Origin of the sequence: Paraburkholderia sp. BL17N1 (assembly GCF_003634175.1) — a bacterium.
In the GTDB taxonomy this organism is placed as follows: Bacteria; Pseudomonadota; Gammaproteobacteria; order Burkholderiales; family Burkholderiaceae; genus Paraburkholderia.
Genome location: NZ_RBIW01000001.1, coordinates 1,631,385 through 1,657,460, shown reverse-complemented (window position 1 = coordinate 1,657,460; position 26,076 = coordinate 1,631,385). Strand labels below are relative to the sequence as shown.

Sequence of the window (26,076 nt, the reverse complement as noted above, 5' to 3'; positions counted from 1 at the left end):
TTAAAAGACCCGCAGACGTCCACGCGGTGCGCGTGCCCCAAAAATTGCGCTGTTTGAATCGGTCTTTTTAGACGGCTCATTCAATTGACAGCCATTATCCGCGCAGCGAAATTAGTTCGCACAATTACATGAAGGGAGACAGCTGCATGTCGCATGCCATTACTCGAGGCCTCGCGCTGGCCATTGCCACGGCCCCATTCCTGATCGCTTGCGGCGGCGGCAAGGCCGACAATCCAGGTCCGATCAACGCACCGCAATGTTCGGGCGCGAGTTGCGGCGTGCAAGGTCCGCCCGCCTCGGGCGCCGGCGCGGCAGCGTTGTGCCCGGCGACGGCCGACATCGTCAAGAGCACCTTCCTGGGTGGCGCGGGCAGCGGCGAAGTGGTGCAGCTGAACATTGACGCGACGGCGATGACGTACACGCTGAAGTGGCTCAAGTCGCCGATCCCGCTAACCAGCGCCGATGTCACGATCACGCGCGAAGGCACTCAGATTACCGGCGCGGTAATTCATCCGCCAACGGGCATGCTGCCGACCGCGGAGCAAACGCGTTGCGCATTCATTCTCGGCAAAGGCACCGGCACCGCGCCTGCCAACGGCACGACCTACACCACGCCCGACTTCGTCAATAACCCGAATCCGCCGATGATCCTGGTGGGCCAGGGCGTGGCCGGCGGCGGCATTCCGGGCGCGACCGTCGAGTACGACGGACTGACCATCATTCCTGGCATCATCGATCACGTCGGCGCAGTCCCGAACCGGCACTTCGATTTCTATCCGTTCCTCGGCTTCGCCAGCACGACGAACGACGTCACCAAGCTGGCCGGCACTTACAACGGTCTGCTGTATCACCTGGTGCCGTCGGGCTCGTACGCGGCGACGGCCACCAACACGGTCGAGACCTTCGACGCGGCCGGCAACTGCACGGGATCGAATCCGGCGAACGCAGCCTTTACGCCGAGTTCGAGCGGCTGCCTGACGACCGGCACGGCGTGGACCGCTAATAGCAGCGGTTACTTCGACAGCCAGAATGCACCGCAGATCGGCACGCAGCTCAAGCTGCCGCCGCTGAATCAGCCGAGCGGCGTGTCCGCGTCGGCGCACATGATTCTCGGCCAGGTGAACGGCGCCACGGTGCCGCTCGTGATCCGCACGGGCTCCGTGAATCTCGGCACCGCCCCGCTGCACCTTGACGCCAAGGTCGACGACGAATCCGGTATCGCGATGCTCGCCGCCGCCACACCGCTTGCCTCCGGCGGCTTCGACGGCGGCTACGTCGGTGCGGACTCCAACTTCAAATACACCGCGGCGTTGATCCAGGGCGGCGTCGGCACCTTCATCAATCCGTCGACTTCCGCCGGGGAAGACGGCTTCGGCCTCGGCTACGGTTTGCCGAGTCCGGGACTGGTCGGTGTCCAGCAGGCCAACGGTCAAAAGGGCCTCGCGATCTCGTCCGGCGGCCTGTATGCGATCGAGATACAGGGAACCGTCAATGGCGGCGTAGCGCCGACGTCGCAACTCAGCAGCACGGCTTCGAGCGCGCCTTATTTTGGCATCGGAGCGCAAATCAGCAAGTAAATCACGCGAGTGAGCCGCGCAGGTAAGCCACAGCGGACCGGCAGCGGGCGGCATGAGAGACAAATAGCAAAAAGGTGGCGGGACTGGGAGCCGGCCACACACAACGAAAAAATTCTGGAGGCGGTATGAATTGGAGAATCCTTTCGGTGCTCGCTCTTGCAGCACCGTTGTTGGGGGCGTGCGGCGGCGGCGGCGGAGGCGACGGCCCAGTGACGGAAGTCCGTCTGTGTCCGGCGTCGCTGGACTACGGCACGGTGTTCACGGGCGGCGGCGGTGACGGCGAACTGGTCAAGCTGCAGCTCGATACGACCAAGATGACCTGGCAGGTCAACTACATCGAGTCGCCGATCCCGGCGACCACCGGCACGGTCGTCCCGACGCGCGCGGGCCAGACCGCCAGCGGCACTCTGACTCAGGAAACCCTGCTGCCGACCAACAAGCTCAACCAGTGCGCGTTCCGCCTGAACGGCGCGAGTCTCGATCCGAATCGTCCGGCGCGGATTTTCGTCGGCGAAGGCGTGGCGGGCGGCACGATCCCGGGCGCGGAGATTTCGTTCGGCGGGATTCTTGGCGTGGGCGCCGTGCCTGATACCAAGTTCCCGTACTACCCGTTCATCGGCTTCTCGTCGATTGAAACGAATCTCGCGAACGTGGCCGGCACGTACAACCAGCTCGGCTATCACCAGGTGCCGTCGCAAAATTTCGCGCCGGTCGCGGTCGATTCGAAGATCACGATCAACGCGGACGGCACCTGGACCGAGTGCGACAACTCCGGCGTCAACGCGGGCAAGTGTCAGCAGCCGGGCAGCAACTTCGCGCCGGCGGCGGACGGCAGCGGCGCGTTCCAGACCAACAACTTCCTCGGACAGGCTAAACCGACCCTCGCGGCGACCCCGGAAGCACGCGGCTACATGATCGTCGGCAAGCTGCGCAACCAGCTTGTGCCGATCCTGGTGCGAGCGGGCGCGGCGAACTCGTCGGTGACGGTGCCGCAAAACGGCGCGCTCGGCCCGTACGCCGACGACGAATCAGGTATCTCGATTCTGTCGCCGCAAAGCGCGATCACGGTGAACTCGCAGAACGGAGAGTACATCGGCGTGGACAGCCAGTTCGACTACCGCACCACCGCGCTCGAAGGCACCGAGGCCACGCTGCTCGATCCATTCAACGCCTCGCAGGCATCGCTCGCGACGGCGCTGAATCTGGACTTCACGCAAGCGGTTCCGGGCGTGGTGACGACGACGCGAGTGGGCGCTTCCACCGGTACCACGCCGACCGGAAAGATGATCTTCACAGGTGGTGTGTTCGGCTACCTGGATCTGACCAACGCGGCCTCGCCGTACTTCACGATCGGCGCCTTCGTCCAGTAACGGACGCAGCACGCGCCGCCAATCCGCAACGTGGCGTTCGCGTCCCGGCTGCCGCGCAGTGTGACCGCGCGGCAGCTGGTGCCAAACGAATATGCAGCGCGCCGGCGTGGCCGGGAACCCGTCGCCGCTTGCTGCGCGCGATCGGCTTGAGCCGCGCCTCAGGAGGAACAAGATGAAAAAAATCTATTTCGCGTTACTGGCCGCTTGCCTGTCCGCCAGCGCGCACGCCCAGCATGCGGGCGACAACGTCGCCGTGCTCGGCTGGTTTCACGTGATGCCACAGGACTCGAGCTCGCCGCTCACCACCACCGTCGCGCCGACGCCGATCAACACGCCGCTGCGTCTGCCGAGTTCTTTCACGTCGCCCGGCACGAGTTTGTCGACCAGCAGCGCGGACACCGTCGGCCTGGTGTTCAGCCACTACCTTACCGATCACATCGCCGTGACGACGGTGGCGGGCGTGCCGCCGGTCTTCAAGATCTACGGGCACGGCACCATCAAACCGCCGGGACCGGCCGGCGCGCTCGGCCAGCAGGATCTGGGCGATCCGCAGGCCAACCCGATCGTCAAGAGCGTGCGCCAGTGGAGCCCGGCGCTGCTGTTCCAGTACTATTTCAATGCCCCGACGGCGCATTTTCGGCCATTTGTCGGCATCGGCGTGTCCTATAACTGGTTCTCCGACGTTCAACTGAGTCAGAACTTCATCCAGTCGACGCAGAACAACCTCGGCGCGGTGCTGGCTGCCGGCGCGGGCAAGCCGGGGCAGACGCAGGTGTCGGCGAAAGCGTCGTCGTCATGGGCGCCGGTGTTCAACGCGGGCCTTGCGTACAACATCACCGATCACTGGGGTCTCGTGGCATCGGTCACCTATATTCCGCTGAAGACGACCTCGTCGGTCATCATCAAAGCGGCGGACGGCACGGAACTGGGTGTGTCGAAAGCGGAACTGAAGGCCGACCCGATCATTTCGTTCCTCGCCGTCTCGTACAAGTTCTAAGTTCGGTCCTGACGCAAGAAAGCCGGCGGCCCTGCGCAAGGGTCAGCCGGCTTTGTCCTTTCTGGGAACTGGAAATTCGAGGCAAAAAAAAGCCCGCCTAAGTTGGCGGGCTGAATCCATATCAGAGGAGACATGGAGGAGACAAGACAAACTATAGCAAACGGCTTGGTGCGGCGCAACATACTAATTAGGGTAGACCCTCGACGTTGCAAATACACAACATCTCGCCAAATGTCCCGTCGTCTCCGCGGCGCCGCGCCTCGCCTCGCGCTCAGTGGCGCACCAGCGCCATCATCGCGCCGAAGCCAACGAACACACCGCCCGTCAGCCGATTGAACATGCGGGCGACGCTGCGGCTCTTCAATTTCGCGCCGATGCGTGTGCCGAATCCCGCGTACACCAGATACCAGCTCACCTCGATCACGGCGAATGTGGCGACGAGTACGCCAAACTGCGGCAGTTTCGGCTGCGCGGCGTCGATGAATTGCGGCAGCAGCGCCGCAGCGAACAAAATCGCCTTGGGATTGCTGCCTGCGACCAGAAAGCCGTTGCGAAACAGCGCGAAGCGCGAGCGCGCGGGCTTTGCGGCGAGTTCGTCGGCATTGTCGGCGGCGGCTTCGTCAGCCGGCGCGCGCCACGCCTTGATGCCGAGATACACGAGGTAAGCGGCGCCGATCATCCGCAGCGCGTTGAACATGGCTGGCCACGCCGCGAGGAAAACACCGAGACCCGCCGCCGACACCGCCAGCATCGACACCAGCGCCGACAGGCAACCGGCCATGGTCGCGCTGGAACGGCGCAAGCCGTGCTGGGCGCCGTGCGTCATCACGAGCAACATGTTCGGACCGGGAATCGCCGAAACGACGAAGACAGTGGCGACGAATAGCCACCAGGTATGCAGACTCATGGGAAGCACGGCGGATAAGGGAACGGGCGGCTATTATGCCCGCCCGCGTCCTTCACTGCCGCCCGTCAGTTGTTTTTAGCTTTTAGCGCCCGGCTCGCCGCGCGGCGACCTGGCCCAGCACCGCGAAATCCTTCTCGCCGTCGCCGTGAGCCACGGCTTCGATCAAGCTATCGCGCACCACGCTGGCGATCGGCAGCGGCGTCGTCACGGCGTCGGCAGCGGCCAGCGCGAGACGAATGTCCTTCAGACCGAGACGCGCCTTGAACAGCGCCGGCTCGTAGCGCTGCTCCGCGATCAGTTTGCCGTAGCCGGAATAGACCGGTCCCGGAAACAGGCCGCCTGTGATGACGTCGAGGAAATCCTGCATGGCGACGCCGTGCCCAGTCACCAGCGTAGCCGCTTCGCCAAGCGTTTCGACCGCCGCGCCGAGCATGAAGTTGGCGGCGAGCTTCATGACGTTCGCCTGCTGCGGCAGCGAACCGATCCGCCAGGTCTTCTGGCCGATCACGTCGAAAATCGGCTGAACACGATCGATCGATTCGGCCGGTCCGCCGGCCACGATAGTCAGCTTGCCCGCCGCCGCGACATCGGGCCGGCCCAACACCGGCGCGGCGACGTAGTTGACGCCGCGCGACGCGTGCGCCGTCGCCAGTTCCTCGGCCAACGCCACCGAGATCGTCGCCATGTTCACGTGGATCAGCCCGCGCGGAGCGTGTTCCAGCAACGAAGCGGTGATGACTTCGCGCAAGGCGCTATCGTCGGCGAGCATGGAGAACACGGCGTCGCCCGCAAACGCTTCGGCCGGCGTCGCAACGACCTGCGCGCCTGCGTCGGCGAGCGGCTGCGCGCGCTCCGGTGAGCGGTTCCACACGCGCACCTGATGCCCGGCTTTCAACATGTTTGCAACCATCGCGGCGCCCATCTCGCCGAGACCGATAAAACCGATGTCCATCTGTCGCTCCGTCTTCTAAAGAACTGGAAGTAAAACACACCCATGCGACACGTGCAGGACAGCGCGCAAAGAAACGCGGTGCGATACTGCGGTGATGGTGACCGCGACATTCCGCTTCTACGAGGAGCTGAACGATTTTCTCGCCCGGCCGTTGCGCCGGCGCGCGTTCAGCTACGCCTGCGCGCCGGGCGCCACCGCGAAGCACATGATCGAAGCGCTCGGCGTGCCGCACACGGAGGTCGAACTGATTCTGGTCAACGGCGAGTCGGTCGGTTTCAATCATCCTCTCGCGGACGGGGATCGCATAGCCGTTTATCCGAAGTTTGAAGCGCTCGATATCCAGCCGCTCCTGCGCGTGCGCGAACGGCCGCTGCGCGTGGTGCGTTTTATCGCCGACGCGCATCTGGGCGGCCTCGCGCCGCTTCTGCGGCTCGCCGGCTTCGACACGTTGTACGACAACCACTATCCCGACGCCGACATCGAAGCGCTCGCCGCCGCGCAGCAGCGCATCGTCCTGACACGCGACCGCGAGTTATTGAAACGCCGCAGCATCACGCATGGCTGCTACGTCCGCACGCTCAGGCCGCGCGAACAACTGCGCGAAGTGTTTGAACGGCTCGATCTGGCCGGCAGCGCGCGGCCGTTCCGCCTATGCCTGATGTGCAATGTGCCGCTGCGGCGCATCCCCAAGGAAGAAGTCGGCGCGCGTGCGCCCGACGGCGTGCTGGAACGGCACGCGCAATTCGTTACCTGCGACGTGTGCCGTCGAGTGTTCTGGGAAGGCACGCATTGGCAAAGAATGCGCGCGCTGATGGACAGCGTGGCTGCCGCGCCGGGCCAGTCCGTTTGAACCTGCAACGAGGTTCATGCCGGTTCTGAACAGGCGTGCCACGCCGTGCGCGCGGAACCGAACGCCGCGCGCTCGCCCGAGGTCCGGCGCGGTGCGTACAATGCGGGATTACTTATCTGGCAGAGGCCTTCCGAATGGCGATGAAAAAAACCGACCTTGAAAAGAACAAGGCACTCAAGCTGAACAACGCACTGAAGCTGTCGACCGCCGACCGTTTCGGCAAGGCCGCCGCGGCCGAACCGAAGCTCGATCGCCGCGAACAGCGCAAGCTCGATCAGGCGCAGGGCCTCGTCGCGTTTGCGTGCAAGCTGAACGGCGATCTGGTGACCGAGCTGAAAGAGCGCGCCGCGACCCACCCCGAAGGCATGACCGGTTTGCTGAACGAAGTCATCAAACGCGGCCTTGCCGGCTAATCGCCGCAACAAAAGCTGCCCCAAATGCAAGAAGGCCAGAGCTCGTGCTCTGGCCTTCTTGCTTGCGACACCTGCATCCGGCCGTGCTGCACTCGCCAGCATGCGGCGCCGTGCGATCGACCGGCGAAGCTGGCCCGAAGAATCGGGCAGCAGCTTAGTTTTGCGTGCCCTTGTCGTTCGTGCCAGCAGCCGAAGCGGCTGCCGAAACCGGAGCGCGCTTGCCGTGCGTGTTCAGCTTCTTGACGTGATGCTTCTTCGGCGCGCTTGCTGCAGCAGCCGGTGCTGCGTCCGACGCTTGTGCGAAAGCTTGAACAGAAACCAGCGCGATCGAAGCGGCTGCGAGCGAGACGATAACTTTTTTCATGTGTTGTTCCCCAAACCTGGACGACTGAGTCAATGTGAATGAATAAGCTGCACGGTGAAGCAGACAGGGCTTGAGGCGCCTTCCCGCTCCCCGCGGGAGAGTATTACCCAGTGTAGGCGGTTTGTCATGCCCAAAACTCGATATGTATTTTCCGGGAGACAGCTTGCTTTCGACCGGCTTTCACTCATTAAGCGGCTCGTACCAGGGGATTCACCTAGACCGCCTGGAACGAGGTTACGCGGCAAGCTAGCGTTCTCCAAAAGGGTCGGCAGACACGTGATTTAGCGGTGCGCGCCCATATCGGGCTTTTCCGCGCACGTGGATAAAATCGACGCCTGCCCGTCACGACAACCGAATTACAAAGACCACCGTTGAAAGCCGAAACCCGCCAACACCTGCGTGCCAATGTCCTGATGCTGATCGCCGCGATAATCTGGGGTTCCGCGTTCGTCGCGCAACGCCTGAGTCTCGATGCGATCGGCCCGTTTCTCTTCACCGGCCTGCGCTTCCTGCTCGGCGCGCTCGTCGTGCTCACGCTGATCGTTTGCGTGCGGCGCCCGGCACTCGCTGAACTGTGGAATCGCGAACCCGGTGGCGCACATGAGCTACTCGGCGCGGGCGTCCTGCTCGGCGCAGTGCTGGCCGCCTCGATTTCATTGCAGCAGATCGGCCTGCAATACACGAAGGTCGCCAACGCGGGTTTTATCAGTTCGCTGTACGTAGTGATCGTGCCGCTTCTCGGCGTGCTGTTCCGACATCGCACGGGAATCGGCACGTGGCTCGGTGCGGCGCTCGCGGCCGCGGGCATGTATTTTCTGAGCGTCAACGAACATTTCTCGATGCTGTACGGCGACTGGTATCAGCTCGCCGGCGCGCTCGTGATCTCCATTCAGATGATGCTGGTCGGACGTTTCGCGCTGCGCCACGACACGCTGATGCTCGCGCTCGTTCAGTTCGTGACGTGCGGGCTCGCGTGCCTCATAGTCGGTCTCGCCATTGAACCCATCAGCCTCGCGGTGATCGTGCGCGCCGCGCCGACCATTCTGTACGGCGGGGCGCTGTCGGTCGGCGTCGCCTATACGATTCAGGTGGTCGCGCAAAAGCATGCGGCGCCGTCGCACGCGGCGGTGATTTTCAGCATGGAGGGCGTGTTCGCCGCGCTTGCGGCGTGGGTCGTGCTCGGCGAAACACTGTCGGCACGCGCGCTGTTCGGATGCGCGCTGATGCTCGCGGGTTTGATCGTGTGTCAGGTGATGCCGGCGTGGCAACGCGGGCGTGACCGCGTGCCTGGCGCGTCGTCTTGAGGATGGCGCCAGTCGCCGGGTTCGAAAAAAAGCGATGCGCACAAAGTATTTGCGCAGGCGGTCGGTGTCGCCAGCTTGCTCGCCGCCTTCAGGCCGCCCGCGGATGCGCAAGCAAAGCCGGTGTATCGGCGGTCGGCGGAAATACACACCAGCAGCCGTCGTCGTGACGAAAGAAGAACAGCCCGCGCGAGCCCGCCTGAAGCGAAGTCGCGACGCGCACATAACGCCGGCCTCCCAGGCGGGTGCGGCTGAATTCGGTGACATGAACCGGCGCCGAAGGCTCCGGCGCAAGCCACTTCTCGACCAGAAACCGCAACGATTGCTCGCTTGCCGTTCTCATGATCTGCTCCGGGCGGGCTTGTCCTGATGCGGGTCGCGCGTGGCGTCGGTGCCGTCGTCGGTGTCGGCGACCTCAGCTTCGTGTTCAGAGGAGGCGAGCGCGATGGCCCGATTGGTGGCTGCCGCCCGCAACGTGCTGCAGTGGGTGGCATGTCGGATATCCGACAGAAGACGGACAAGCTGTCGTGCTGTTCTGCGTTTCATTACACACCCCCGCACTGCACCAATAACTTCAGAAAACACTTTAACTCTATGCCTGGATCGGGCGTTGCCGAAATGGTTTTGACTAAATAGCAACAGTTGCGCTTGCAAAAAGAGAGACGCAATCTTTGTACCGTCCGTCTTCAATGTGCGCGTGCGGCGAGGGGCGGTCTGTACGCTGGCGAGCGCTTGGACAGGTTGAAAAACTTGCCCGGCATCTATTGGAAAAACGACTTCAAACGCGAGTTATCCACATTTCCCTCTGAATAACTTCGGGATAGCGCATGGAACAGCCTGTGTGCGGAATCTTGATAAGACGGTTCGCGAGGCAAGTCGCATCAGAGTTATCCCGGTTTGGTAGTTTTTCTACAGGCGTGATCCGCAGGGTTATGGAGTTCGCATGACGTTGATGCGACGGAACAATTAGGAGTTATCCACAGAAGGGGTTAACCCTTGTTAACTATTACTACATATGTATACGTATGAAGTAAAAGACATAGGATAAGTGATGGATCGCGATGTGATTGAAGGCTGATCGGATCTTGACCAGCCTCGAGACCGCGAACTTCCGGCAGACGAATCAGGGCAGGTTCAGGGCACTACGCCGGCTCCGCTCGCCGGTTGCACGGAAGCCGCCTTGCCGATCGCATCGGGCATCTCGGGAACGGGCAACGGCGCAGTTGTCTCAACCGGCACCGGCAGGAGACGGGTCTCGATGCGATTACTGACGACCGGCTGAGTGCGCACCACCGTTTGCAGATAGTGGTCGACGAGTCCGAAGAAACGGTCGTAGAACTTGCCTGACGGAACGGTCTCGCTGGAAATCTTGACCATCGCATCGCTGTTCGAGCGGATCGGCAGCGACAAGGAACCCAGCACGCTCAGCCCGACGCTCGCCGACGTATCGCTTTTCTTCAGCGCAAAGCCGTTTTGCACGGCATTGACGTAGACGATGCTGGTGTCGCTCGCCTCTTCGCCCGGCGTGCAGACCACATGAAATTCGACGACCACGTGGGTGTCGCCCGTCGGCTGGAAGTTCTTGGTGCCGTCGACGGTGTCGTTGCGCGTCATCGTCGTCAGATAGCCTTGGCTCAGGAGCGCCCGGCGCGCCGCCTCGCAACTATCCGTCGTGCTCGAATTGAAATTGCGCGCATACGGGCTCGCGCCTGTTTCGAACAATTCCTGCTGGAATTTAGGCTGCGGCGTGCTGCTACAGGCGGCAAGGGTCAACAGGCCGAAACACGCGGCGGCTGTGAGTCTGAAAAGCGAGGTCAACATGGTCGATCGGAAGAGGCGCTGCATCAGCGCGAATGGGAATGCATTGTAGAGCGGTTCCGAACTGTGCGTAAAAAGCGCGCAACGGGTGTCTTTCCGGACGTGACAGAGCATCGCGGCAGTTGCGACGCCGCGGTATGAAAAGAGACGGAATGTCGCTTAGCGCGACGTCGTGTGAAGTCCAGTCGCCGACGTCGCCGTGCCGTTCAACCCGGCGGCATTGACGGCCGGAACCATAAACGCATTGGCCCAGTTGCCCGGCTCCGTGCAACGGTCAGACGTGGGTCGTGCAGCGCACATTCCGGCCTGCGCGTCCGATTGCTGCGCACCGTCTTGCGACGGGGCGACCGCCGCAAAGTCTTCGACGCGCAAGCTCACTTTCTGCGCGTACGCTTGCGATCCGCCGTAGCTCTTGAGCGCGGCGTTCATGTCGCCGTTGGCCGAGCGCATGTAGCCGTACAGAATCGCCGAGCCCACTTCGATGTTCGCGGTCGGCTCGGTGAGGTCCTTGACGTTCCTCAACAGTCCGCGGTGCGCGCCAGGCACGACCTGCATGAGCCCGGTCGCGCCGTTGGCGCCCTTGGCCTTTTCCTTGAAGCGGGATTCGATCGATATGATCGCCAGCAGGAGCGCCGGCGGGAGGGAATATTTCGAGGCGGCGGCTTGCACCGCGTCGGAAATCTTTTGAGCCTTTTCCTTTGCCAGACCGAATTTTTGCGTCAGATACGCGGACATGCGGTCTGTGTTTTCGTCGGCCGTCGCGGTCTGCATCAGTCCGAGCGAAAGCACGATCAGGCAAAGTAACCGGCTCATAACGGTGGACGGGGAAAAAGGGGATCCGGCCATTATAGCTCTGCCCCCAAATAAGCCCTAGAAAGAGCCAAAATTCGTCTTAGGAAGAGCGGGCGGCTCTTCATGGTTCGGGTTCAGTGCGAGAGCTTGGGCCCCAGCACGTAGCCGTCGTTCAACGTCGCCAGGAAGGCGGCGACGTCGTTGATATCGCGCTCCGACCAGACGGGGCGCTCGCCGGGTTTGCGTGTGAGCGGTTCGTCGGTCGTATCGACGTTCACGCGTAGCGCGACGGGCAAGTCGTTGAACTTGTCGATCTTGCCGTGCACGTCTTTTGGATACCACTTCGCCGGACTGGTATCGCGTTGCACGTAGAAGCGCAATGCGTCCTTCAGCGTGTGGAAGCGGCCGTTGTGGAAGAACACCTGACGCGTTGCCGTATTGCGCAGCGACACCGATTTGAAGAGCCCGCAATTGCTGCTGTCGCTCGACTGATCAGTTCGCAGCGGACCGCACAAGCCCATGTCGAAGTACTTCGGATCGGCATTCGCTCGCAACTCGGGATTGCGCGGCACGCCGAGCGCCTGGAAATTGAAGTCGGTGAACAGCGGATGAGAACCGTCGGCGCCCATCTGATCGATATGGCAGGAAGCGCAATTGCCGCCCGCCGGATTGTCGAACAGCTTCTTGCCTCTCAACTCCTGTGCTGTTAGTTGCAATTTACCGTCCAGATAATAGTCGAACTTGCTGCTGTACGGATGAAAACTCGGGTCCTCGAGTTCGAAGCGCTCGATCGCAGACATGGCTTGGGCGAACGCCTTGGCGCGGTCGACGAAGATGTTCTGGCCGAACACTTCCTTGAAGCGCGCCGCGTACGGCGCCTGCTCCAGTTTCGCGAGCACGGCGGCCGGATCCTTGTTGGCCATCTCGTTCGGATTGAACAGGGGGAAGCTCGCCTGATCGTGCAGATGGTTGAAGCGCCCATCCCAACCGAAACCGCCCACCGGCGCATTGTCCGTTTCGCTCAGACGCTCGGAGAGGCTCGCAGCCTGCGCGTGGCTCCACATCGGCGTACGGTTCAACACGTAGCGCAGGCTCGGCACGGCGCGCGTGCCTTGCGAGTGCATATCCGCCCCACCCAACTGCGCCGCGAGCCCGTTGGGCGGCCCATACGCATGCGACGGACTATGGCAGCTCGCGCACGACATCTTGCCCGAGACGGACAACGTGGCATCGAAGAAGATCAGCTTGCCAAGCGCGGCGGCATCGCTATAGACAGGCTTCGTGTCGGCCGTCGCGGCAGCCGCCGCGGCAACGGGCAGCAGCGTTGCAACGAGCAGAGCAGCGAGCCCCGCCCATTGCGCGCCGAAGCGCTCGGTCAATCGCATTGCAGAAAACAGCATCGAATCGCTTACAGGTTCGTGAAGATGTCGCCGCCGAACCCGACGAGGCCGGCCTGTCCCGCATAACCGAGGTGGTCCAGCTGGAAGATGTCTTCGATGCTCTTGAGCATCGAATAATGGTTGTACTGCACCGTCGAGACCGTGCCCGGCTTGATGAACTTCGAGATCATGACCGCGCCGGTCTGGTCGCCGCCGAAGCTCTGCTTGGTCAGGTTGATCGTCAAACCCTTGTAAGTCAGCGACGAAGTCTGCGGGAACGCCGGCAGATTCGGACCTGGCTGCTGGCTACAGCAGGTCGCACCGGAAAATATCAGGTCCTCGCTCGTGCCGGACTGCGTCACCGTCGCGTAGCTGCTTTCGTCGAAGTTGATGATCAGCAGGCCGTCCTGCTGGAACGCGGGCGAAGCCGTGATAATCGGCACCCACTTCTGCAGGAACGTGTTGGCACTCGTCAGGCCGCCCGGCTGACCGTTCACGCACGGCGCGTCGTGGCCGTCGTCGCACAGGTTCGGGGTGATCAGGTTGAAGTTGGCGGTGGTCGCGATCGACTGCAGATCGGTCGTCAGCTTGTTCAGGTTGACCACATTCTGCCCGCAGTCCGGCGAATCGATGATCGAGTGGAAATACATGAACGGGTTGTGACGCGTCGCGTACTGATCGCCCAGCGGCACGGCCGCGCTCGGCGCTTCCGCGGACTGCGTCAGGTCGGTCGTGTTGAGCGTCGGATGGCCGCAGGTCGCGGCTTCCCGCGCCGGGTCGTTGCCCATGTCGCCTTCATAGCCCTTCCACGTGTAGCCCGCGGCCTTCAACTGGTCCGGCAGCGTCTTGATGCTCGCCGGATAGACGCAGCCCGACCCGATCGCCTGGCCGTCGGCGGTCACGCCCGTGAGTTTGTAGTCCTGGAAGGTGATGCAATCGTTATCCGTTTCCGGCGTCGGCGCCTGACCGCTGATCATCGAAATGTAGTTGTCGAGGCTCACGTGCCCCGTGCCGTAGTACTGCTGCACCATCGCGCCCTGCGAGGCGAGAGTCTGCGAGAGATACGGCGCCTTGCTGTTCGCGCCAAAGGTGGTCGCGTAGTTTTCGTTCTCGAGCGTGATCACGAAAACGTGCCGGATCTGCTGTTGCCCGCTCAATTTCAGCGACGAAGACGACGATCCGCACGCCGCGACGATCAAGCCGATCAAGGCCGCGCAGACGACCATGAGAACCGCACGCAACCCGCTGCGTTGTGACATGTTTTTGCCCTTGGGGATTGGAGTTTTATTCGCGGGCAAACTGTATGCAGCGTGTATGACGTCACTGTGAATGCACTCGCATTGTTGCCGTATGCCGGCCATCTCACGCGCCGTATGACGCGTGTACGCAGGATGCCGTCACGTCGTCATTGCGCGTAACGGAGATGCAGCGCCGCCGCAACTTCCGACATCTGCGCGCGCAGCTCGGGCGGCGCCAACACCTCTGCCTCGGTGCCGAAGCGCAGCAACTCTGCGCACGCCTGCCTCACCGAACCGACGGGCAGCGTCACGGTGCGCCAACCATCGGTGGGATCGGGCTCGCCGATGATCGCCGCCGAACGCGCGAACGGCGACGTGAAAACGTCGAGCATCCGCATGCCCCAAGGCGACAGACGCAGCGTCGCTTCGCTCGCGTGCATTTCTTCGGAGAGACGCTGCGTGCTGTCCTGCCAGTAAGTGGCAAGATCGAACGCGGGCGGCCGTTCGAACGTCTCGTCCAGCAGGTTCAATTCGAGAATGCGCGAAATGCGGTAGATGCGCACATCCTGCCCGACGCGCCCGACCACGTACCACGCGCCGCTTTTCAGCACGATGCCGAGCGGTTCGATCCGGCGAAACTTCTCGGCTTTCCAGCTCTGATAGCGAATCTCAAGCGGATGCTGCTCCCACACCGCACGCGCGATCGACGGCAGATGGGCAGGCTCGTCCGCGCCCGAAAACCACGCCGGGGCGTCGAGATGAAAACGCGAGCGCATGCGCTCCGCGGTCGAGCGCAATTCGACGGGCAGAGCGGCCAGCAACTTGGTCTGCGCACCGGCCATCACCGCACCCAGGCCGAGCGCCTGCATCGGGCCGGGCAGGCCGCCGAGAAACAGCGACTCCGCTTCCTGCGAGGACAAGCCGTTCAGCCGCGTCCGGTAGCCGTCGAGCAGGCGGTAGCCGCCTTCCGCTCCGCGCTCGCTATGCACGGGGACGCCCGCAGCGCTCAGGGCGTCGATGTCGCGATAGATGGTGCGCAACGACACCGCGCATTCATCGGCGAGGAACTGCGCGGTGACCCGGCCACGCGCCTGCAGCGTCATCAGGATGGAAAGAAGGCGGCTCGCTCTCATGCGGACAAGTGTAGTCATACCTGACACAAACTGACAGGTAGGCACGCTTAGGATGAACGCATCTCCGGCGCCTTGTCGGGCTCTCAAGCCCGGTTTTTTCGTCCACCACGCTCATTCGGGAAAGCTCAAACCATGACCACGGATCGCACGATCACACTGTTCCACTCGCCGCAATGCCGCTCCGTCAGCGCGCTCACGCTGCTCGAAGAGCTTGGTGCGCCTTACCAGTTGAAGGTACTTAACATGAAAGCCGGCGAGCAGCGTAAAGCGCCCTATCTCGCCATCAATCCGCTCGGTAAAGTGCCGGCGATTCTTCACGGCGACGCGCTGATCACCGAACAGGTCGCCATCTTCATCTATCTGGCCGATCTGTTTCCTGAAGCCGGACTCGCACCGGCGCTCGACGATCCGTCGCGCGGACCGTATCTGCGCTGGCTGGTGTACTACGCGGCGTGCTACGAACCAGCGCTAGTCGACAAGGCGATGAAGCGCGACCCCGCCCCGCCCTCCACGTCACCCTATGGCGATTTCGACTCGATGATCGGAACCGTGACGAGCCAGTTGCAGGCCGCGCCCCATCTGCTCGGGGACACGATGTCGGCAGCGGATATCTTGTGGGGCATCGCCTTGCATTGGGGGATGATGTTCAAGCTCGTCCCCGAAACGCCGGTCCTGCTCGAGTATGTCGAGCGCATCTGCTCGCGGCCGAGCTTCGTTCGCGTGAGCGAGCGGGACGCGGCGCTGGCGGCCGAGCACGCGGCGGCAGTCAAAGACGCCTGACCAGACTCGCGGGCGGCTTCGCCGCCAACCGTCGCCCGGTGCGCAAGCCGCCTCGCCGGTCGAATCCGCCCGGCTTTGAGACAATGGAGGCCGCCGGCGAATATCCTCCCCGGACAACCGGGTGTAGGCTTGGCGTTTCGTGCCGCTGCCGGCCCATCGAACAAGAGATGTTTTCAGGTATGAGCAAGACCGCATTCATTCCCAGCGTCCCCGCAACGTCGGACGACGACTTCGAAATCTCGGCCACGTCGAAGCTGGCCGGCTACCGGCGTTTCTTCGGCGTGTTGAAAGTGGTTCGAACCACCGACGGACGCGTGCTGTTTCCGTTCGACGGCGCGCCCGAACTCGGGCCGTACGCGACCAAGCTCGAAGCCATCGCGGCGGCGCAGGTGTATGGCGAACATATTGTCACCAGCGATCTGGCGCGGCCGGAGTTGTAGGCGCGAGTGCGTGGCCGTTGCGGGGTTGGCCGTTGGCAGTGATCACTTCGGGAGCAGCAAATGACCTGTGCGCGCAAAGTCGGATCATCGGCCGCAGTCGTGTGGCGGGCGGCCTCTCTCGTGAGCGTGCTCGCCGCCATGCTCTGTCAATCCAGTTTCGCGCAGGACGCGAGCGTTCCCGCCGGACAGCAGGCGCTCGGACGCGCCGAGGTGGTTCACGCACAGGTTCGCGTCGTCGCGATCAATACCGCCACGAATAGCGTCACGCTGCGTGGTCCGCGCGGCAATCTCGCCGACGTCGACGTTAATCCTTCCCTGGCCGATGTCGGCCGGCTCAAGGTCGGCGACAAGCTCAACGTTGCTTATCAGCAAGCGCTGCTGCTGAACATCGACAGGCTCGCGACCCAAGGTGTGCGCGAGCGGGTGGAGACGACCGCGGCAATACCGGCGTCGGCAGGTTATGCGTCGTCGGCGCATAGCGTGACGGTTGTCGCGACGGTGACGAAGATCGATCGCAAGAGCCGCATGGTGACGCTGCGTGGCCCGAAGCATCAGCAGGTGCTCAGGGCCGCGAAGGGTATTTCGCTCGATGGCTTGAAAGTCGGCGATAGCGTGCGCGCGGAATTCGTTTCGGCGGCGGCGGTGGAGCTGGTGAGGGAGTAGCGACCTATCGCTGCCGTTGCCGATGCGTAACGTGGTCGGCAAGCAGCCGATGCATCGTGGCCAATAAAATTGGCCCCTCCACCGGCTTACGAAGAAACCCATCGTAGCTGACGAAAGCAGGTGGACTAGGCTCTCCGGAAACCAGAATGAAAGCGAAGTCTGCTAATCCGGGAAGTGTTCGCAACCGATGGCAAAACTCGCTGCCCGACATGACCGGCATCCGCCAGTCCGCGACCACGATATCGACTGGGGCTTCAATGAACATGGCCAAGGCCGACTGGCCGTCGCCGGCGCACCTTACTTCAAATCCATCACCGGCACAAATGGCGCTCCATGCGGCCAATGCCTCCTCGTCATCGTCTACCAGCAGTACGCTTGCCATACCCATTCGTCCGAGTCGCCATATTCGTTTGGCAACTCGATGGCGGCCAAAGTTCACACGGCCGTTCAGGCTCACCTCAATCGTCTCGAATGCAGTAAAAGATACTGAGTGGAACAGCTTCGCTAAGATCGATCGACGAAGTGGATGCGGCGCTAGGCGCGTTGACTGCTCATTTCCTGCAAGAAGGGAACGTCGTGACGTATGGCGATGAACTCGGCGAATTCATCGTCGTACCGGCTCAAATTGACCGCGGCAGAAGGACCTAAGTCGGGCTCCTTGAGCGATTGCACTTATATGCGTGGGCTCAAAGGCCGTCGGCAACGAATAAGATGCCGTAAAGCGCGAAGCGCTTCTACCCGTGAGGTAGAAGCGCTTCGATTACATGCTAACAACAACCGTCAACGACCCAGCCCGGCAATCACTCCACCGTCACCGACTTCGCCAGGTTCCGCGGCTTGTCCACATCCGTGCCCCGCGCACATGCCGTGTGATACGCCAGCAACTGCAGCGGCACCACATGCAAGATCGGTGACAACAAACCATAGTGCTCCGGCATCCGGATCACATGCAGACCTTCGTCATTGACGATCTTCGTATCCGCATCCGCGAACACATACAGCTCGCCGCCGCGCGCGCGCACTTCCTGAATATTCGACTTCAGCTTTTCCAGCAGCGCGTCGTTCGGCGCCACCGTCACCACCGGCATCGCTTCCGTCACGAGCGCGAGGGGCCCATGCTTCAACTCACCGGCCGGATAAGCCTCGGCGTGAATATACGAGATCTCCTTAAGCTTCAGCGCGCCTTCGAGCGCGATCGGATAATGCAGGCCACGCCCGAGGAACAGCGCATGTTCCTTGCGCGAAAACTCTTCCGACCACGCGATGATCTGCGGCTCCAGCGCCAGCACGCTATTCAACGCCGCAGGCAAGTGGCGCAGCTGCTTCAGGTATTCCGCTTCCTGCTCTTCATTCACACGACCGCGCATCTTGCCCAGCGTCGCCGCCAGCACGAATAGCGCAACCAGTTGCGTGGTGAACGCCTTGGTCGACGCCACGCCGATTTCGCGGCCCGCGTGCGTCAGGAACGAGAATTCCGTCTGGCGCACCATCGCGCTCGTACCGACGTTGCAGACCGCCAGCGTATGCTTGTGACCGAGTCCCTGCGCATGCTTGAGCGCGGCGAGCGTGTCCGCCGTTTCGCCCGATTGGGAGATCACCACCACCAGCTGCTTCGGGTTCGCCACCGACTCACGGTAGCGGTACTCGCTGGCAATTTCCACCTGAGTCGGAATCTTCGCGATCGATTCGAGCCAGTACTTCGCCGTCAGCCCCGAGTAGTAGCTCGTGCCGCACGCCAGAATCAAAAGGCTGTCGATCTCCGCGAACACTTTGCCCGCGCCCTCGCCGAACAGCGATGCATCGAACGAATCCGCTTGCGGAATCGTGTCCGTAATCGCGCGCGGCTGCTCGAAAATTTCTTTCTGCATGAAGTGGCGATAAGGACCGAGTTCGACCGCGCCGCCATATGCCGCTACCTCACGCACTTCGCGCGGCGTTTCATTGCCGTCGCGATCGGCGATTCGCACGCCCTCTAGCGACAGTTCGCACACGTCGCCTTCTTCGAGGAAGATGAACCGTTCGGTGCTGCCCGCAAGCGCCAACGCGTCCGAGGCGAGGAAGTTCTCGCCCTGGCCGAGCCCGACCACCAGCGGCGAACCCTGCCGCGCGCCGACCACGGTATGCGGCTGGTCCTTATGCAACACAGCGATCGCATAAGCGCCGTGCAATTGCCCGACGGTTTCACGCACCGCCGCGAACAGATCGCCGCGATACATGCTATGAATCAGATGCGCGATAACCTCGGTGTCGGTCTGCGAGACAAACGTATAACCCTTGCCACGCAGCATTTCACGCAGCGATTCGTAGTTCTCGATGATGCCGTTGTGTACCAACGCCAGAGTATCTTTCGAGAAGATCGGGTGTGCGTTGTCCGTGACCGGTGCACCGTGCGTCGCCCAGCGCGTGTGGGCGATGCCCGTGATGCCTTCGAGGTGGCTCTCGCGCACCTGCTCGTCGAGATCGGCCACGCGCGCCACGCTGCGCGCGCGACGCGGACCGTTTTCGCCGAGCACGGCCACGCCGCACGAATCGTAGCCGCGATATTCGAGGCGACGCAGTCCTTCGATCAGGACGGGAACGATGTTACGTTGCGCTACCGCGCCGACAATGCCACACATGGCTCATTCCTTTTGAGTGCTCTAGGTGCTGGATTTCAATGAGCGCGCCTGTTACGCGCACCATGCCTATCAGCTCTTCTTTTTGGTCGGACGCACGTAGCCCGTTTTGCTCGTTTGCGTCTTTTCGTTCAGGGCCAGCGCGTCGGCTTCGACGTCCTTCCAGACCGTGGTGCCCGCCGCGATGGTCGCGCCGCGCTTCACGCGCACCGGCGCAACCAGTTGCGTATCCGAACCGACGAACACGTCGTCTTCGATGATCGTGCGGAACTTGTTCGCGCCGTCGTAATTGCAGGTGATGGTGCCCGCGCCGATGTTCACGCGCGCGCCGATATCCGCGTCGCCGATATACGTGAGGTGGTTCGCTTTCGAACCGCGGCCCAACACGGCGTTCTTCACCTCGACAAAGTTGCCGACATGCGACTCGTCGTGCAGCGACGCGCCGGGGCGCAAGCGCGCATACGGTCCGAGCACGGCATTCGCGCCGACTTCGGCGCCCTCGATGTGCGTGAACGCGTCGACGCGCGTGCCGGCGCCGATGCTCGCATCGCGGATCACGCAGTTCGGTCCGATGGTGACGTTGTCAGCCAGCGTCACGCGGCCTTCGAACACGCAGTTCACGTCGATCGAGACATCGCGGCCGCATTCGAGCGTGCCGCGCACATCAAGCCGCGCCGGATCGGCGAGCGTTACGCCCGCGACCAGCAGCGCATCCGCCACGTTGTGCTGATGAATGCGCTCGAGTTCGGCAAGCTGCTGCTTGCTATTTACGCCAAGCGTTTCCCACTCGTCTTCCGGCTGCGTGGTCACGACTTCGAGTCCGGCTTCGATTGCCATCTCGACTGCGTCGGTCAGATAGAACTCGCCTTGCGCATTGTCGTTCTTCAGCGCGGCAAGCCAGCCGCCCAAACGCTCCGTCGGCGCGACGATGATGCCGGTGTTGATCTCGGCAATCTCGAGCTGCTCGGGCGTGGCGTCTTTCTGCTCGACGATGCGTGCCACCTTGCCTTGTGCATCACGCACGATCCGGCCGTAGCCGCTCGGGTCCGCGAGCGTGACGGTGAGCACGCCGTAACCACCTTGCCCCGCACGCTCGGTCAGCGCCTGCAGTGTGCCGGCGCGCGTGAGCGGCACGTCGCCGTAAAGCACCAGCGTGGGCGCGGACGGATCGAGCAGCGGCAACGCCTGTTGCACCGCGTGCCCCGTGCCGAGCTGCTGTTCCTGCACGGCGAACTGCACGTCCGGAGCGGCAACCGCTTTGCGCACCGCTTCGGCGCCATGGCCGATCACCACGACGAGATGCGTGGGCTTGAGCGTGCGAGCCGTGTCGATGACGTGAGCGAGCAGCGGCCGGCCAGCCAGGGGATGAAGCACCTTGGGAAGCGCGGACCGCATGCGCTTGCCGGTGCCTGCCGCCAAAATCACAATGTTCATGGCACGGCAAATAGACGAGTTTGGAGGCGACGATTCTAACACGCACCCTCTAGCGAAAAGGGCCGCTGTGGCGGCCTCGATGTGTACTGCAATGTGCGGAAACGCCCATACCACGGGCGTTTTTTGTCAAAGATCGTCGAACTGGACGATGGAAATCGACTTTGTTGCGCCGGGCATTGCGCTTTCTCCGGCATCGGTCGAACACGGCTCTTCGTCGAAGGCGATATCGCCTTGCGGATCGGCCTCGCCGGTCGCTCGCAGGCCCGCGAACGGGAACAGCTTGTGGTCCATCAAATGCGAGGGCACGACGTTGGACAAGGCATTGAACATATTTTCGATGCGTCCTGGGAAGCGCTTCTCCCAATCGCGCACGAGCGCCTTCATTTCCGCGCGCTTCAGATTCGGCTGACTGCCGCACAGGTTGCACGGAATGATCGGGAATTCACGCAGCTCGGCGTACTTCTCCAGATCTGTTTCCTTCACGTAGGCGAGCGGGCGAATCACGATATTCTTGCCGTCGTCCGATTGCAGCTTGGGCGGCATGCCCTTCAGCTTGCCGCCGTAAAACATGTTCAGCAGCAGCGTTTGTAGAATGTCGTCGCGATGATGGCCGAGCGCGATCTTGGTCGCGCCGAGTTCGCCGGCCACGCGGTAAAGAATGCCGCGCCGCAGTCGCGAGCATAGCGAGCAGGTAGTCTTACCCTCCGGCACCAGCCGCTTGACGATGCTGTACGTGTCCTGATTCTCGATATGAAACGGAATGTCGAGCTGCTTCAGGTACTCGGGCAGCACGTGCTCGGGAAAGCCTGGCTGCTTCTGGTCGAGGTTCACCGCGACGATATCGAAGTTGATCGGCGCGCGCTCGCGCAGCCGCATCAGAATTTCGAGCATCGCGTAGCTGTCCTTGCCGCCCGACAGGCACACCATGACCTTGTCGCCGTTCTCGATCATGTTGAAGTCGACGATTGCCTCGCCGACCTGGCGCGCGAGCCGCTTGAAGAGCTTGTTGTTCTCGTACGCTTCCTTCTGCTCACGGCGCGTGAGCGGCGTCTTGGCGCGCGCGGCGGCTTGCCCGGCCTCGCTTGCATCGGCAGGCGAGGCGGTGGCGACGGTCGCGGCGCCGTTCAGGATTTCCGGAGCATTCATGGCTCAATCCTCTTTGATACGGAAGACTTCGACGCCCACCGCGTCGCAGTCAGGATAAACGTCCGGCTTTTCCGTCGACACGCGCGCGGCCCGCACTTGCGGATGCTCGAGCATGGTCTTGACGAGGTCGTCGCAAAGCGTTTCCTGCAAGTGGATGTGGCCTTGCTCGACCCGGCGCGAAATGGTGGAGCGCATGAAGTCGTAGTCGACGACTTCGTTCAGCTTGTCCTGAACCGGCGTGGACAGCGCGAGCGGCACGAACAGTTCGACGTTGATCACGACGCGCTGTTCGCCGCGCTTTTCGAAGTCGTGCACGCCGATGTTGATATGCACTTCGTAATTGCGCAGAAAGAGCCGGCGGCAATCGGCGAGCCGGGGATGCGAAAGAGCGGCAAACATGTTCGTTCCAGTCGAAAAAGGCGTGCGGAGCACGCAAAGGGACGCTTCACAGCGCGGCGGCCGCCGCTGATACGGCCGGCCGCGCGCGCTTCAGGCGCCCGTCAAAAACATAACGTCGCGCGGCAGGGGCACGAGGTGCTGCCCGCCGTCGACCACCAGCGTCGTTCCGGTGACGCCCGCTGCATCCGCGAGATACAGCGCGGCGGCGACAATATCCTCGGCCCGCGACGCGCGGCCCAAAGGCGTAGTACGGTGAGCGGCGGCGAAACCGTCCGGCGTTTGATCGCCGGATTGCATCGTCAGACCGGGCGCCAGCCCGACCACGCGCACTTTCGGCGCCAACGCCTGCGCCAGCGCGACCGTGGCCGTCTGCAACGCCGCCTTGGTCAGCGTGTACGACAGATAGTCCGGGTTCATGTTGTACAGCTTCTGATCCAGCACGTTGATGACGACGCCGCGCAGGCTTTCGTCGGTGCGCGCGGCTTCCGGCGTCGCCTCGAACAGCCTGCGCGCCAGCACCAGCGGCGCGGCGACGTTCATCGCGGTCAGCTTCAGCAGCAGGTCGTAACCGACGGTCTGCGCCGTGTCTTCCTCGAAGCGCGACGCATTGTTGACGATACACGACGGCCGGCCCAAGGCGTCGATACAAGCCGGCAAAAGGCGTTCGACCTGGGCCTCATCGCCCAATTCGGCCTGCAAGGCGACAGCCCGGCGGCCCAAGGCGGTGATTTCAGCGACCAGTTCGCCCGCTTCCTCGCGCGAAGCGCCGTAATGGACGGCCACGTCCCAGCCACGCGCGGCAAAGCCGAGTGCGAGTGCCCGTCCGATACGGCGGGCGGCGCCGGTAATCAGCACGACGCGCGGCGTGTCGGGCGCGCGGGGGGCGGCGGTGTCCAGAGAGGCGGTCATTTACAATGCGAGGATGAATCCCAAAGCTCACCAACCCGATAGTTTACCTGCTCCCGGCCCGAGCGCGCTTGCGCAGTCCGAAGCGCTGGTCGCGCAGATCCGTACGGAGCTCGACGCCGCCAACGGCTGGTTGCCGTTCGACCGCTACATGGAACGTGCGCTGTACGCGCCGGGACTCGGCTATTACAGCGGCGGCGCCCGCAAATTCGGGCTGCGCGGCGACGACGGCAGCGACTTCGTTACCGCCCCGGAGCTGTCGCCGCTGTTCGCCGCGACGCTGGCGCGCCCGGTGGCCGAGGCCTTGCAAGCGTGCGGCACGCGCGACGTGATGGAATTCGGCGCCGGCACGGGCAAACTCGCCGCCGGCGTGCTGAACGCGCTCGACGCATTGGGTGCGGAATTCAACAGCTACTCGATCGTGGATCTGTCCGGCGAGCTGCGTGAACGCCAACGGGAAACGATTGAAGCCGTCGCGCCCACGCTTGCCGCCAAAGTGCGCTGGCTGGATGCTTTGCCTGAGCGGTTCGAGGGCGTGGTGATCGGCAACGAGGTGTTGGACGCGATGCCGGTGCGGTTGTTTGCATTCAACGGCGGGGCCTGGCTCGAGCGCGGTGTGGTGTGGCGCAACGAGGCGTTCGCGTTCGACGACCGGCCTGTGTCCGCCGCGGCGGACCTCGCGCTGCTGTCGGAAATCGAAACCGCCGGCGAAGACTACGTGACCGAGACGCACGACGCGGCGAGCGCATTCACACGCACCATCTGCACGATGCTTGCGCGCGGCGCGGCCTTCTTCATCGACTATGGTTTTCCGCGTCACGAGTATTACCATGCGCAGCGCGCACAGGGCACGTTGATGTGTCACTACCGGCATCGGGCGCATGGCGATCCGTTCCTCTATCCGGGGTTGCAGGACATCACGGCGCATGTGGAATTTACCGGCATCGCCGAAGCGGGCGTCGAGACGGGCGCGGATTTGCTGGGCTTTACGTCGCAAGCGCGGTTTCTGCTGAATGCCGGGATTACCGACGTGTTATCTGAAATCGATCCTGCGGATACAGCGAGATATTTGCCTGCGGCGAATGCGGTGCAGAAGTTGTTGTCGGAGGCGGAGATGGGCGAACTGTTCAAGGTGATCGCGTTTTCTCGCGGACTGGATGACACGCTGCAGGCGTTTTCCAGCGGCGACCGGTCGCATACGTTGTGAATTTTTGCTTCAGGAGGCGGCCATGATTCGCTGGCTGTTGACTACCTTTATTGCGGTGGCGGTGTTGTCGTCCTGCTGGCCGTGGCTTAGGAAGATTGGCATTGGGCGCTTGCCCGGTGATGTGACTTTGCGGATTTTTGGGCGGGAGTATCCGTTTCCGTTTATGTCGACGTTGGTGCTTTCTATGGTGTTGTCGATTGTTGCCAGGGTTTTGTAGGGTGGGGGTTTTGCCTTTGGCGGTGGGGGGCTTTCTTTTTTTCTGATTGCCTTGGGGTGTTGGCCTTTCCTTGCTTTGTTTGTGGTCTATTGGCGTTGCCCCTGTGCGGGGCAATGCTCTCAACTTAAGCCTCGAAGGGCTTGTATACAGGGCGTTAGCCCTGTAAACTTCATCGCATAACTCACTGATAAATCAACGATATGAACTCAAATACCAGCGTCCTCAAGGCTTCTGGCTGAGTTCTCCGAATTCCTGTTCGATCCGGCGCTCGCCGATCGCGTGCGTCGTTCTCCCACCGCCTTTACCCGCAATCGCACACTGACCTTGCCGCGCATGGCCGCGCTGATGATGTCGGGCATGTGCGCCAGTGTGCAGGCCGAACTTGACGCGCTATTCGGCGCACTGGGAAGCCGCGGCGGGCGCACCCGCGCTGTCAGCGCACAGGCCTTCAGCAAGGCGCGACGGGGCGTGTCTGCCGAACTGTTCGAGCTGGCCCGCGCCCGCCTGATCTCGCTGGCCCAACCCCATATCGATTCGATGCGCTGGCACGGCCTGAGGCTGGTCGCCGCTGATGGCAGCCGCCTGCGTGTGGGCACGCGTCGCGGCCATGAACTGCGCGCCGATCACTACGCGTTTGCGCTATTCCTGCCGGGTTCCGAACTGACCCTGCACGCTGCACTTCATCCCGCCGACGGCGGCGAGCGGCAGATGCTGTTCGAAGCCCTCGATGTGCTGCAACCGCATACCGACCTGCTGCTGCTCGATCGCGGCTATATCGGCAACGCGATGGTGGCCGCGCTCGCACAGCGCGAAATCCCGTTCTGCATGCGCGTCGATGCGCGTAACTGGAAATGCGTCAGCGCCTTTGCCCGCAGCGGTAAAGCCGAGCGTGTGGTGACACTGGACGCGCCCAGCGAACTGGATGCCCGCGACTATGAACTGGCGCGTACGCCCACCACTGTTCGCCTGATCCGCGACGTCACGCCGGGCGGTCGCGTGCGGGTGCTGATGACCTCGCTGCTCGATGGCGGGCGTTATCCGGCGGCATCGTTCGGCGCACTCTATCACCAGCGCTGGCGGGTCGAGGAAGCGTTCAAACGACTCAAGCACCGGCTGCGGCTGGAAGCCGTCACAGGCCTCGATTACCTGGCGTTACAGCAGAGCCTGTCCGCATTTTT

27 protein-coding genes and 1 pseudogene are annotated in these 26,076 nt (G+C 62.7%); 12 read left to right on the top strand and 16 right to left on the bottom strand.

Going from position 1 to position 26,076, the window contains the following annotated elements; genetic code table 11:
• Positions 1-146 precede the first annotated feature (146 nt).
• The 3 genes from B0G82_RS07275 (at position 147) to B0G82_RS07265 (ending at position 3,944) form a co-directional block, all read left to right on the top strand.
• A complete protein-coding gene (locus B0G82_RS07275; protein ID WP_116143807.1) occupies positions 147-1,577 on the top strand; it encodes a DUF2957 domain-containing protein in 1,431 nt (476 codons plus the stop codon).
• Positions 1,578-1,702: 125 nt separating this feature from the next.
• A complete protein-coding gene (locus B0G82_RS07270; RefSeq protein WP_121307059.1) occupies positions 1,703-2,947 on the top strand; it encodes a DUF2957 domain-containing protein in 1,245 nt (414 codons plus the stop codon).
• A 172-nt stretch (positions 2,948-3,119) separates the two neighbouring features.
• Complete coding sequence (locus B0G82_RS07265; RefSeq protein ID WP_121307058.1) at positions 3,120-3,944, top strand: OmpW family outer membrane protein; 825 nt, start codon at positions 3,120-3,122, stop codon at positions 3,942-3,944.
• Positions 3,945-4,215: 271 nt separating this feature from the next.
• Here B0G82_RS07265 and B0G82_RS07260 read toward each other — a convergent pair whose 3' ends face one another.
• Positions 4,216-4,851 carry a LysE family translocator gene (locus tag B0G82_RS07260; protein ID WP_116118461.1) on the bottom strand — a complete coding sequence of 212 codons (636 nt, stop codon included), beginning with the start codon at positions 4,849-4,851 and terminating at the stop codon, positions 4,216-4,218.
• Positions 4,852-4,933: 82 nt separating this feature from the next.
• Complete coding sequence (locus tag B0G82_RS07255) at positions 4,934-5,803, bottom strand: NAD(P)-dependent oxidoreductase (protein ID WP_121307057.1); 870 nt, start codon at positions 5,801-5,803, stop codon at positions 4,934-4,936.
• A 94-nt stretch (positions 5,804-5,897) separates the two neighbouring features.
• On the opposite strand from B0G82_RS07255, the gene B0G82_RS07250 reads away from it, so the two are divergent.
• A complete protein-coding gene (locus B0G82_RS07250) occupies positions 5,898-6,653 on the top strand; it encodes a Mut7-C RNAse domain-containing protein (protein ID WP_116143801.1) in 756 nt (251 codons plus the stop codon).
• 134 nt (positions 6,654-6,787) lie between these two features.
• Positions 6,788-7,066, top strand: coding sequence for a hypothetical protein (locus tag B0G82_RS07245; protein ID WP_106286058.1), 279 nt, complete (start codon positions 6,788-6,790; stop codon positions 7,064-7,066).
• A gap of 154 nt (positions 7,067-7,220) precedes the next feature.
• Here the strand turns inward: B0G82_RS07245 and B0G82_RS07240 are convergent, their stop codons facing one another.
• Positions 7,221-7,430, bottom strand: coding sequence for a hypothetical protein (locus tag B0G82_RS07240; protein WP_106286059.1), 210 nt, complete (start codon positions 7,428-7,430; stop codon positions 7,221-7,223).
• A gap of 371 nt (positions 7,431-7,801) precedes the next feature.
• Here B0G82_RS07240 and B0G82_RS07235 point away from each other — a divergent pair, with 371 nt between their 5' ends.
• Positions 7,802-8,734 (top strand): DMT family transporter, encoded by a 933-nt coding sequence (locus tag B0G82_RS07235; RefSeq protein WP_121307056.1) that lies wholly within the window; start codon positions 7,802-7,804, stop codon positions 8,732-8,734.
• An 88-nt stretch (positions 8,735-8,822) separates the two neighbouring features.
• Here B0G82_RS07235 and B0G82_RS07230 read toward each other — a convergent pair whose 3' ends face one another.
• From B0G82_RS07230 to B0G82_RS07200, 7 genes are all read right to left on the bottom strand, one after another.
• On the bottom strand, positions 8,823-9,074 hold the full coding sequence (locus B0G82_RS07230) for a hypothetical protein (RefSeq protein ID WP_116143796.1): 252 nt from the start codon (positions 9,072-9,074) through the stop codon (positions 8,823-8,825).
• A complete protein-coding gene (locus B0G82_RS07225) occupies positions 9,071-9,277 on the bottom strand; it encodes a hypothetical protein (RefSeq protein ID WP_116143794.1) in 207 nt (68 codons plus the stop codon). The genes B0G82_RS07230 and B0G82_RS07225 overlap by 4 nt, the downstream gene beginning before the upstream one ends.
• Before the next feature lie 588 nt (positions 9,278-9,865).
• Positions 9,866-10,552 (bottom strand): DUF2242 domain-containing protein, encoded by a 687-nt coding sequence (locus tag B0G82_RS07220; RefSeq protein ID WP_121308635.1) that lies wholly within the window; start codon positions 10,550-10,552, stop codon positions 9,866-9,868.
• A 156-nt stretch (positions 10,553-10,708) separates the two neighbouring features.
• Complete coding sequence (locus tag B0G82_RS07215) at positions 10,709-11,362, bottom strand: transglycosylase SLT domain-containing protein (protein WP_116143792.1); 654 nt, start codon at positions 11,360-11,362, stop codon at positions 10,709-10,711.
• A gap of 113 nt (positions 11,363-11,475) precedes the next feature.
• A complete protein-coding gene (locus B0G82_RS07210) occupies positions 11,476-12,546 on the bottom strand; it encodes a cytochrome c peroxidase (RefSeq protein WP_241974661.1) in 1,071 nt (356 codons plus the stop codon).
• Positions 12,547-12,749: 203 nt separating this feature from the next.
• Positions 12,750-13,979: an alkaline phosphatase family protein gene (locus B0G82_RS07205; RefSeq protein ID WP_241974513.1), complete on the bottom strand. Its 1,230-nt coding sequence runs from the start codon at positions 13,977-13,979 to the stop codon at positions 12,750-12,752.
• A 146-nt stretch (positions 13,980-14,125) separates the two neighbouring features.
• Positions 14,126-15,109 carry a YafY family protein gene (locus B0G82_RS07200; RefSeq protein WP_241974512.1) on the bottom strand — a complete coding sequence of 328 codons (984 nt, stop codon included), beginning with the start codon at positions 15,107-15,109 and terminating at the stop codon, positions 14,126-14,128.
• A 114-nt stretch (positions 15,110-15,223) separates the two neighbouring features.
• On the opposite strand from B0G82_RS07200, the gene B0G82_RS07195 reads away from it, so the two are divergent.
• From B0G82_RS07195 to B0G82_RS07185, 3 genes are all read left to right on the top strand, one after another.
• The gene (locus tag B0G82_RS07195; protein ID WP_121307052.1) at positions 15,224-15,871 is read left to right on the top strand and encodes a glutathione S-transferase family protein; all 648 of its coding nucleotides are present in this window, start codon (positions 15,224-15,226) and stop codon (positions 15,869-15,871) included.
• A gap of 179 nt (positions 15,872-16,050) precedes the next feature.
• Entirely contained in the window at positions 16,051-16,311 is a 261-nt protein-coding gene (locus B0G82_RS07190) for a DUF6723 family protein (RefSeq protein WP_121308634.1), read from the top strand.
• Between the two features lie 60 nt (positions 16,312-16,371).
• Positions 16,372-16,974: a copper-binding protein gene (locus B0G82_RS07185; protein WP_121307051.1), complete on the top strand. Its 603-nt coding sequence runs from the start codon at positions 16,372-16,374 to the stop codon at positions 16,972-16,974.
• A gap of 4 nt (positions 16,975-16,978) precedes the next feature.
• On the opposite strand, the gene B0G82_RS07180 is transcribed toward B0G82_RS07185, so the two are convergent.
• The 6 genes from B0G82_RS07180 to B0G82_RS07150 all read right to left on the bottom strand — a co-directional run bounded on the left by B0G82_RS07180 (position 16,979) and on the right by B0G82_RS07150 (position 23,477).
• A complete protein-coding gene (locus B0G82_RS07180) occupies positions 16,979-17,356 on the bottom strand; it encodes a response regulator (RefSeq protein WP_106286077.1) in 378 nt (125 codons plus the stop codon).
• A gap of 418 nt (positions 17,357-17,774) precedes the next feature.
• Positions 17,775-19,592, bottom strand: coding sequence for a glutamine--fructose-6-phosphate transaminase (isomerizing) (gene glmS, locus B0G82_RS07170; protein WP_116143782.1), 1,818 nt, complete (start codon positions 19,590-19,592; stop codon positions 17,775-17,777).
• A 69-nt stretch (positions 19,593-19,661) separates the two neighbouring features.
• Positions 19,662-21,023: a bifunctional UDP-N-acetylglucosamine diphosphorylase/glucosamine-1-phosphate N-acetyltransferase GlmU gene (gene glmU, locus B0G82_RS07165; RefSeq protein ID WP_121307050.1), complete on the bottom strand. Its 1,362-nt coding sequence runs from the start codon at positions 21,021-21,023 to the stop codon at positions 19,662-19,664.
• Positions 21,024-21,149: 126 nt separating this feature from the next.
• Positions 21,150-22,169 carry a tRNA 2-thiocytidine(32) synthetase TtcA gene (ttcA, locus tag B0G82_RS07160; protein WP_121307049.1) on the bottom strand — a complete coding sequence of 340 codons (1,020 nt, stop codon included), beginning with the start codon at positions 22,167-22,169 and terminating at the stop codon, positions 21,150-21,152.
• A gap of 3 nt (positions 22,170-22,172) precedes the next feature.
• Positions 22,173-22,568 (bottom strand): dihydroneopterin aldolase, encoded by a 396-nt coding sequence (locus B0G82_RS07155; protein WP_012434647.1) that lies wholly within the window; start codon positions 22,566-22,568, stop codon positions 22,173-22,175.
• Positions 22,569-22,658: 90 nt separating this feature from the next.
• Positions 22,659-23,477: an SDR family oxidoreductase gene (locus tag B0G82_RS07150; RefSeq protein ID WP_116118472.1), complete on the bottom strand. Its 819-nt coding sequence runs from the start codon at positions 23,475-23,477 to the stop codon at positions 22,659-22,661.
• Positions 23,478-23,490: 13 nt separating this feature from the next.
• Here B0G82_RS07150 and B0G82_RS07145 point away from each other — a divergent pair, with 13 nt between their 5' ends.
• The 3 genes and pseudogenes from B0G82_RS07145 to B0G82_RS07135 all read left to right on the top strand — a co-directional run.
• Positions 23,491-24,681, top strand: coding sequence for a class I SAM-dependent methyltransferase (locus B0G82_RS07145; protein ID WP_121307048.1), 1,191 nt, complete (start codon positions 23,491-23,493; stop codon positions 24,679-24,681).
• 22 nt (positions 24,682-24,703) lie between these two features.
• Positions 24,704-24,898: a DUF2905 domain-containing protein gene (locus B0G82_RS07140; protein WP_012434650.1), complete on the top strand. Its 195-nt coding sequence runs from the start codon at positions 24,704-24,706 to the stop codon at positions 24,896-24,898.
• Between the two features lie 210 nt (positions 24,899-25,108).
• Positions 25,109-26,071 (top strand): annotated as a pseudogene (locus B0G82_RS07135) (IS4 family transposase); the annotation flags it as partial.
• Between the last annotated feature and the right edge of the window lie 5 nt (positions 26,072-26,076).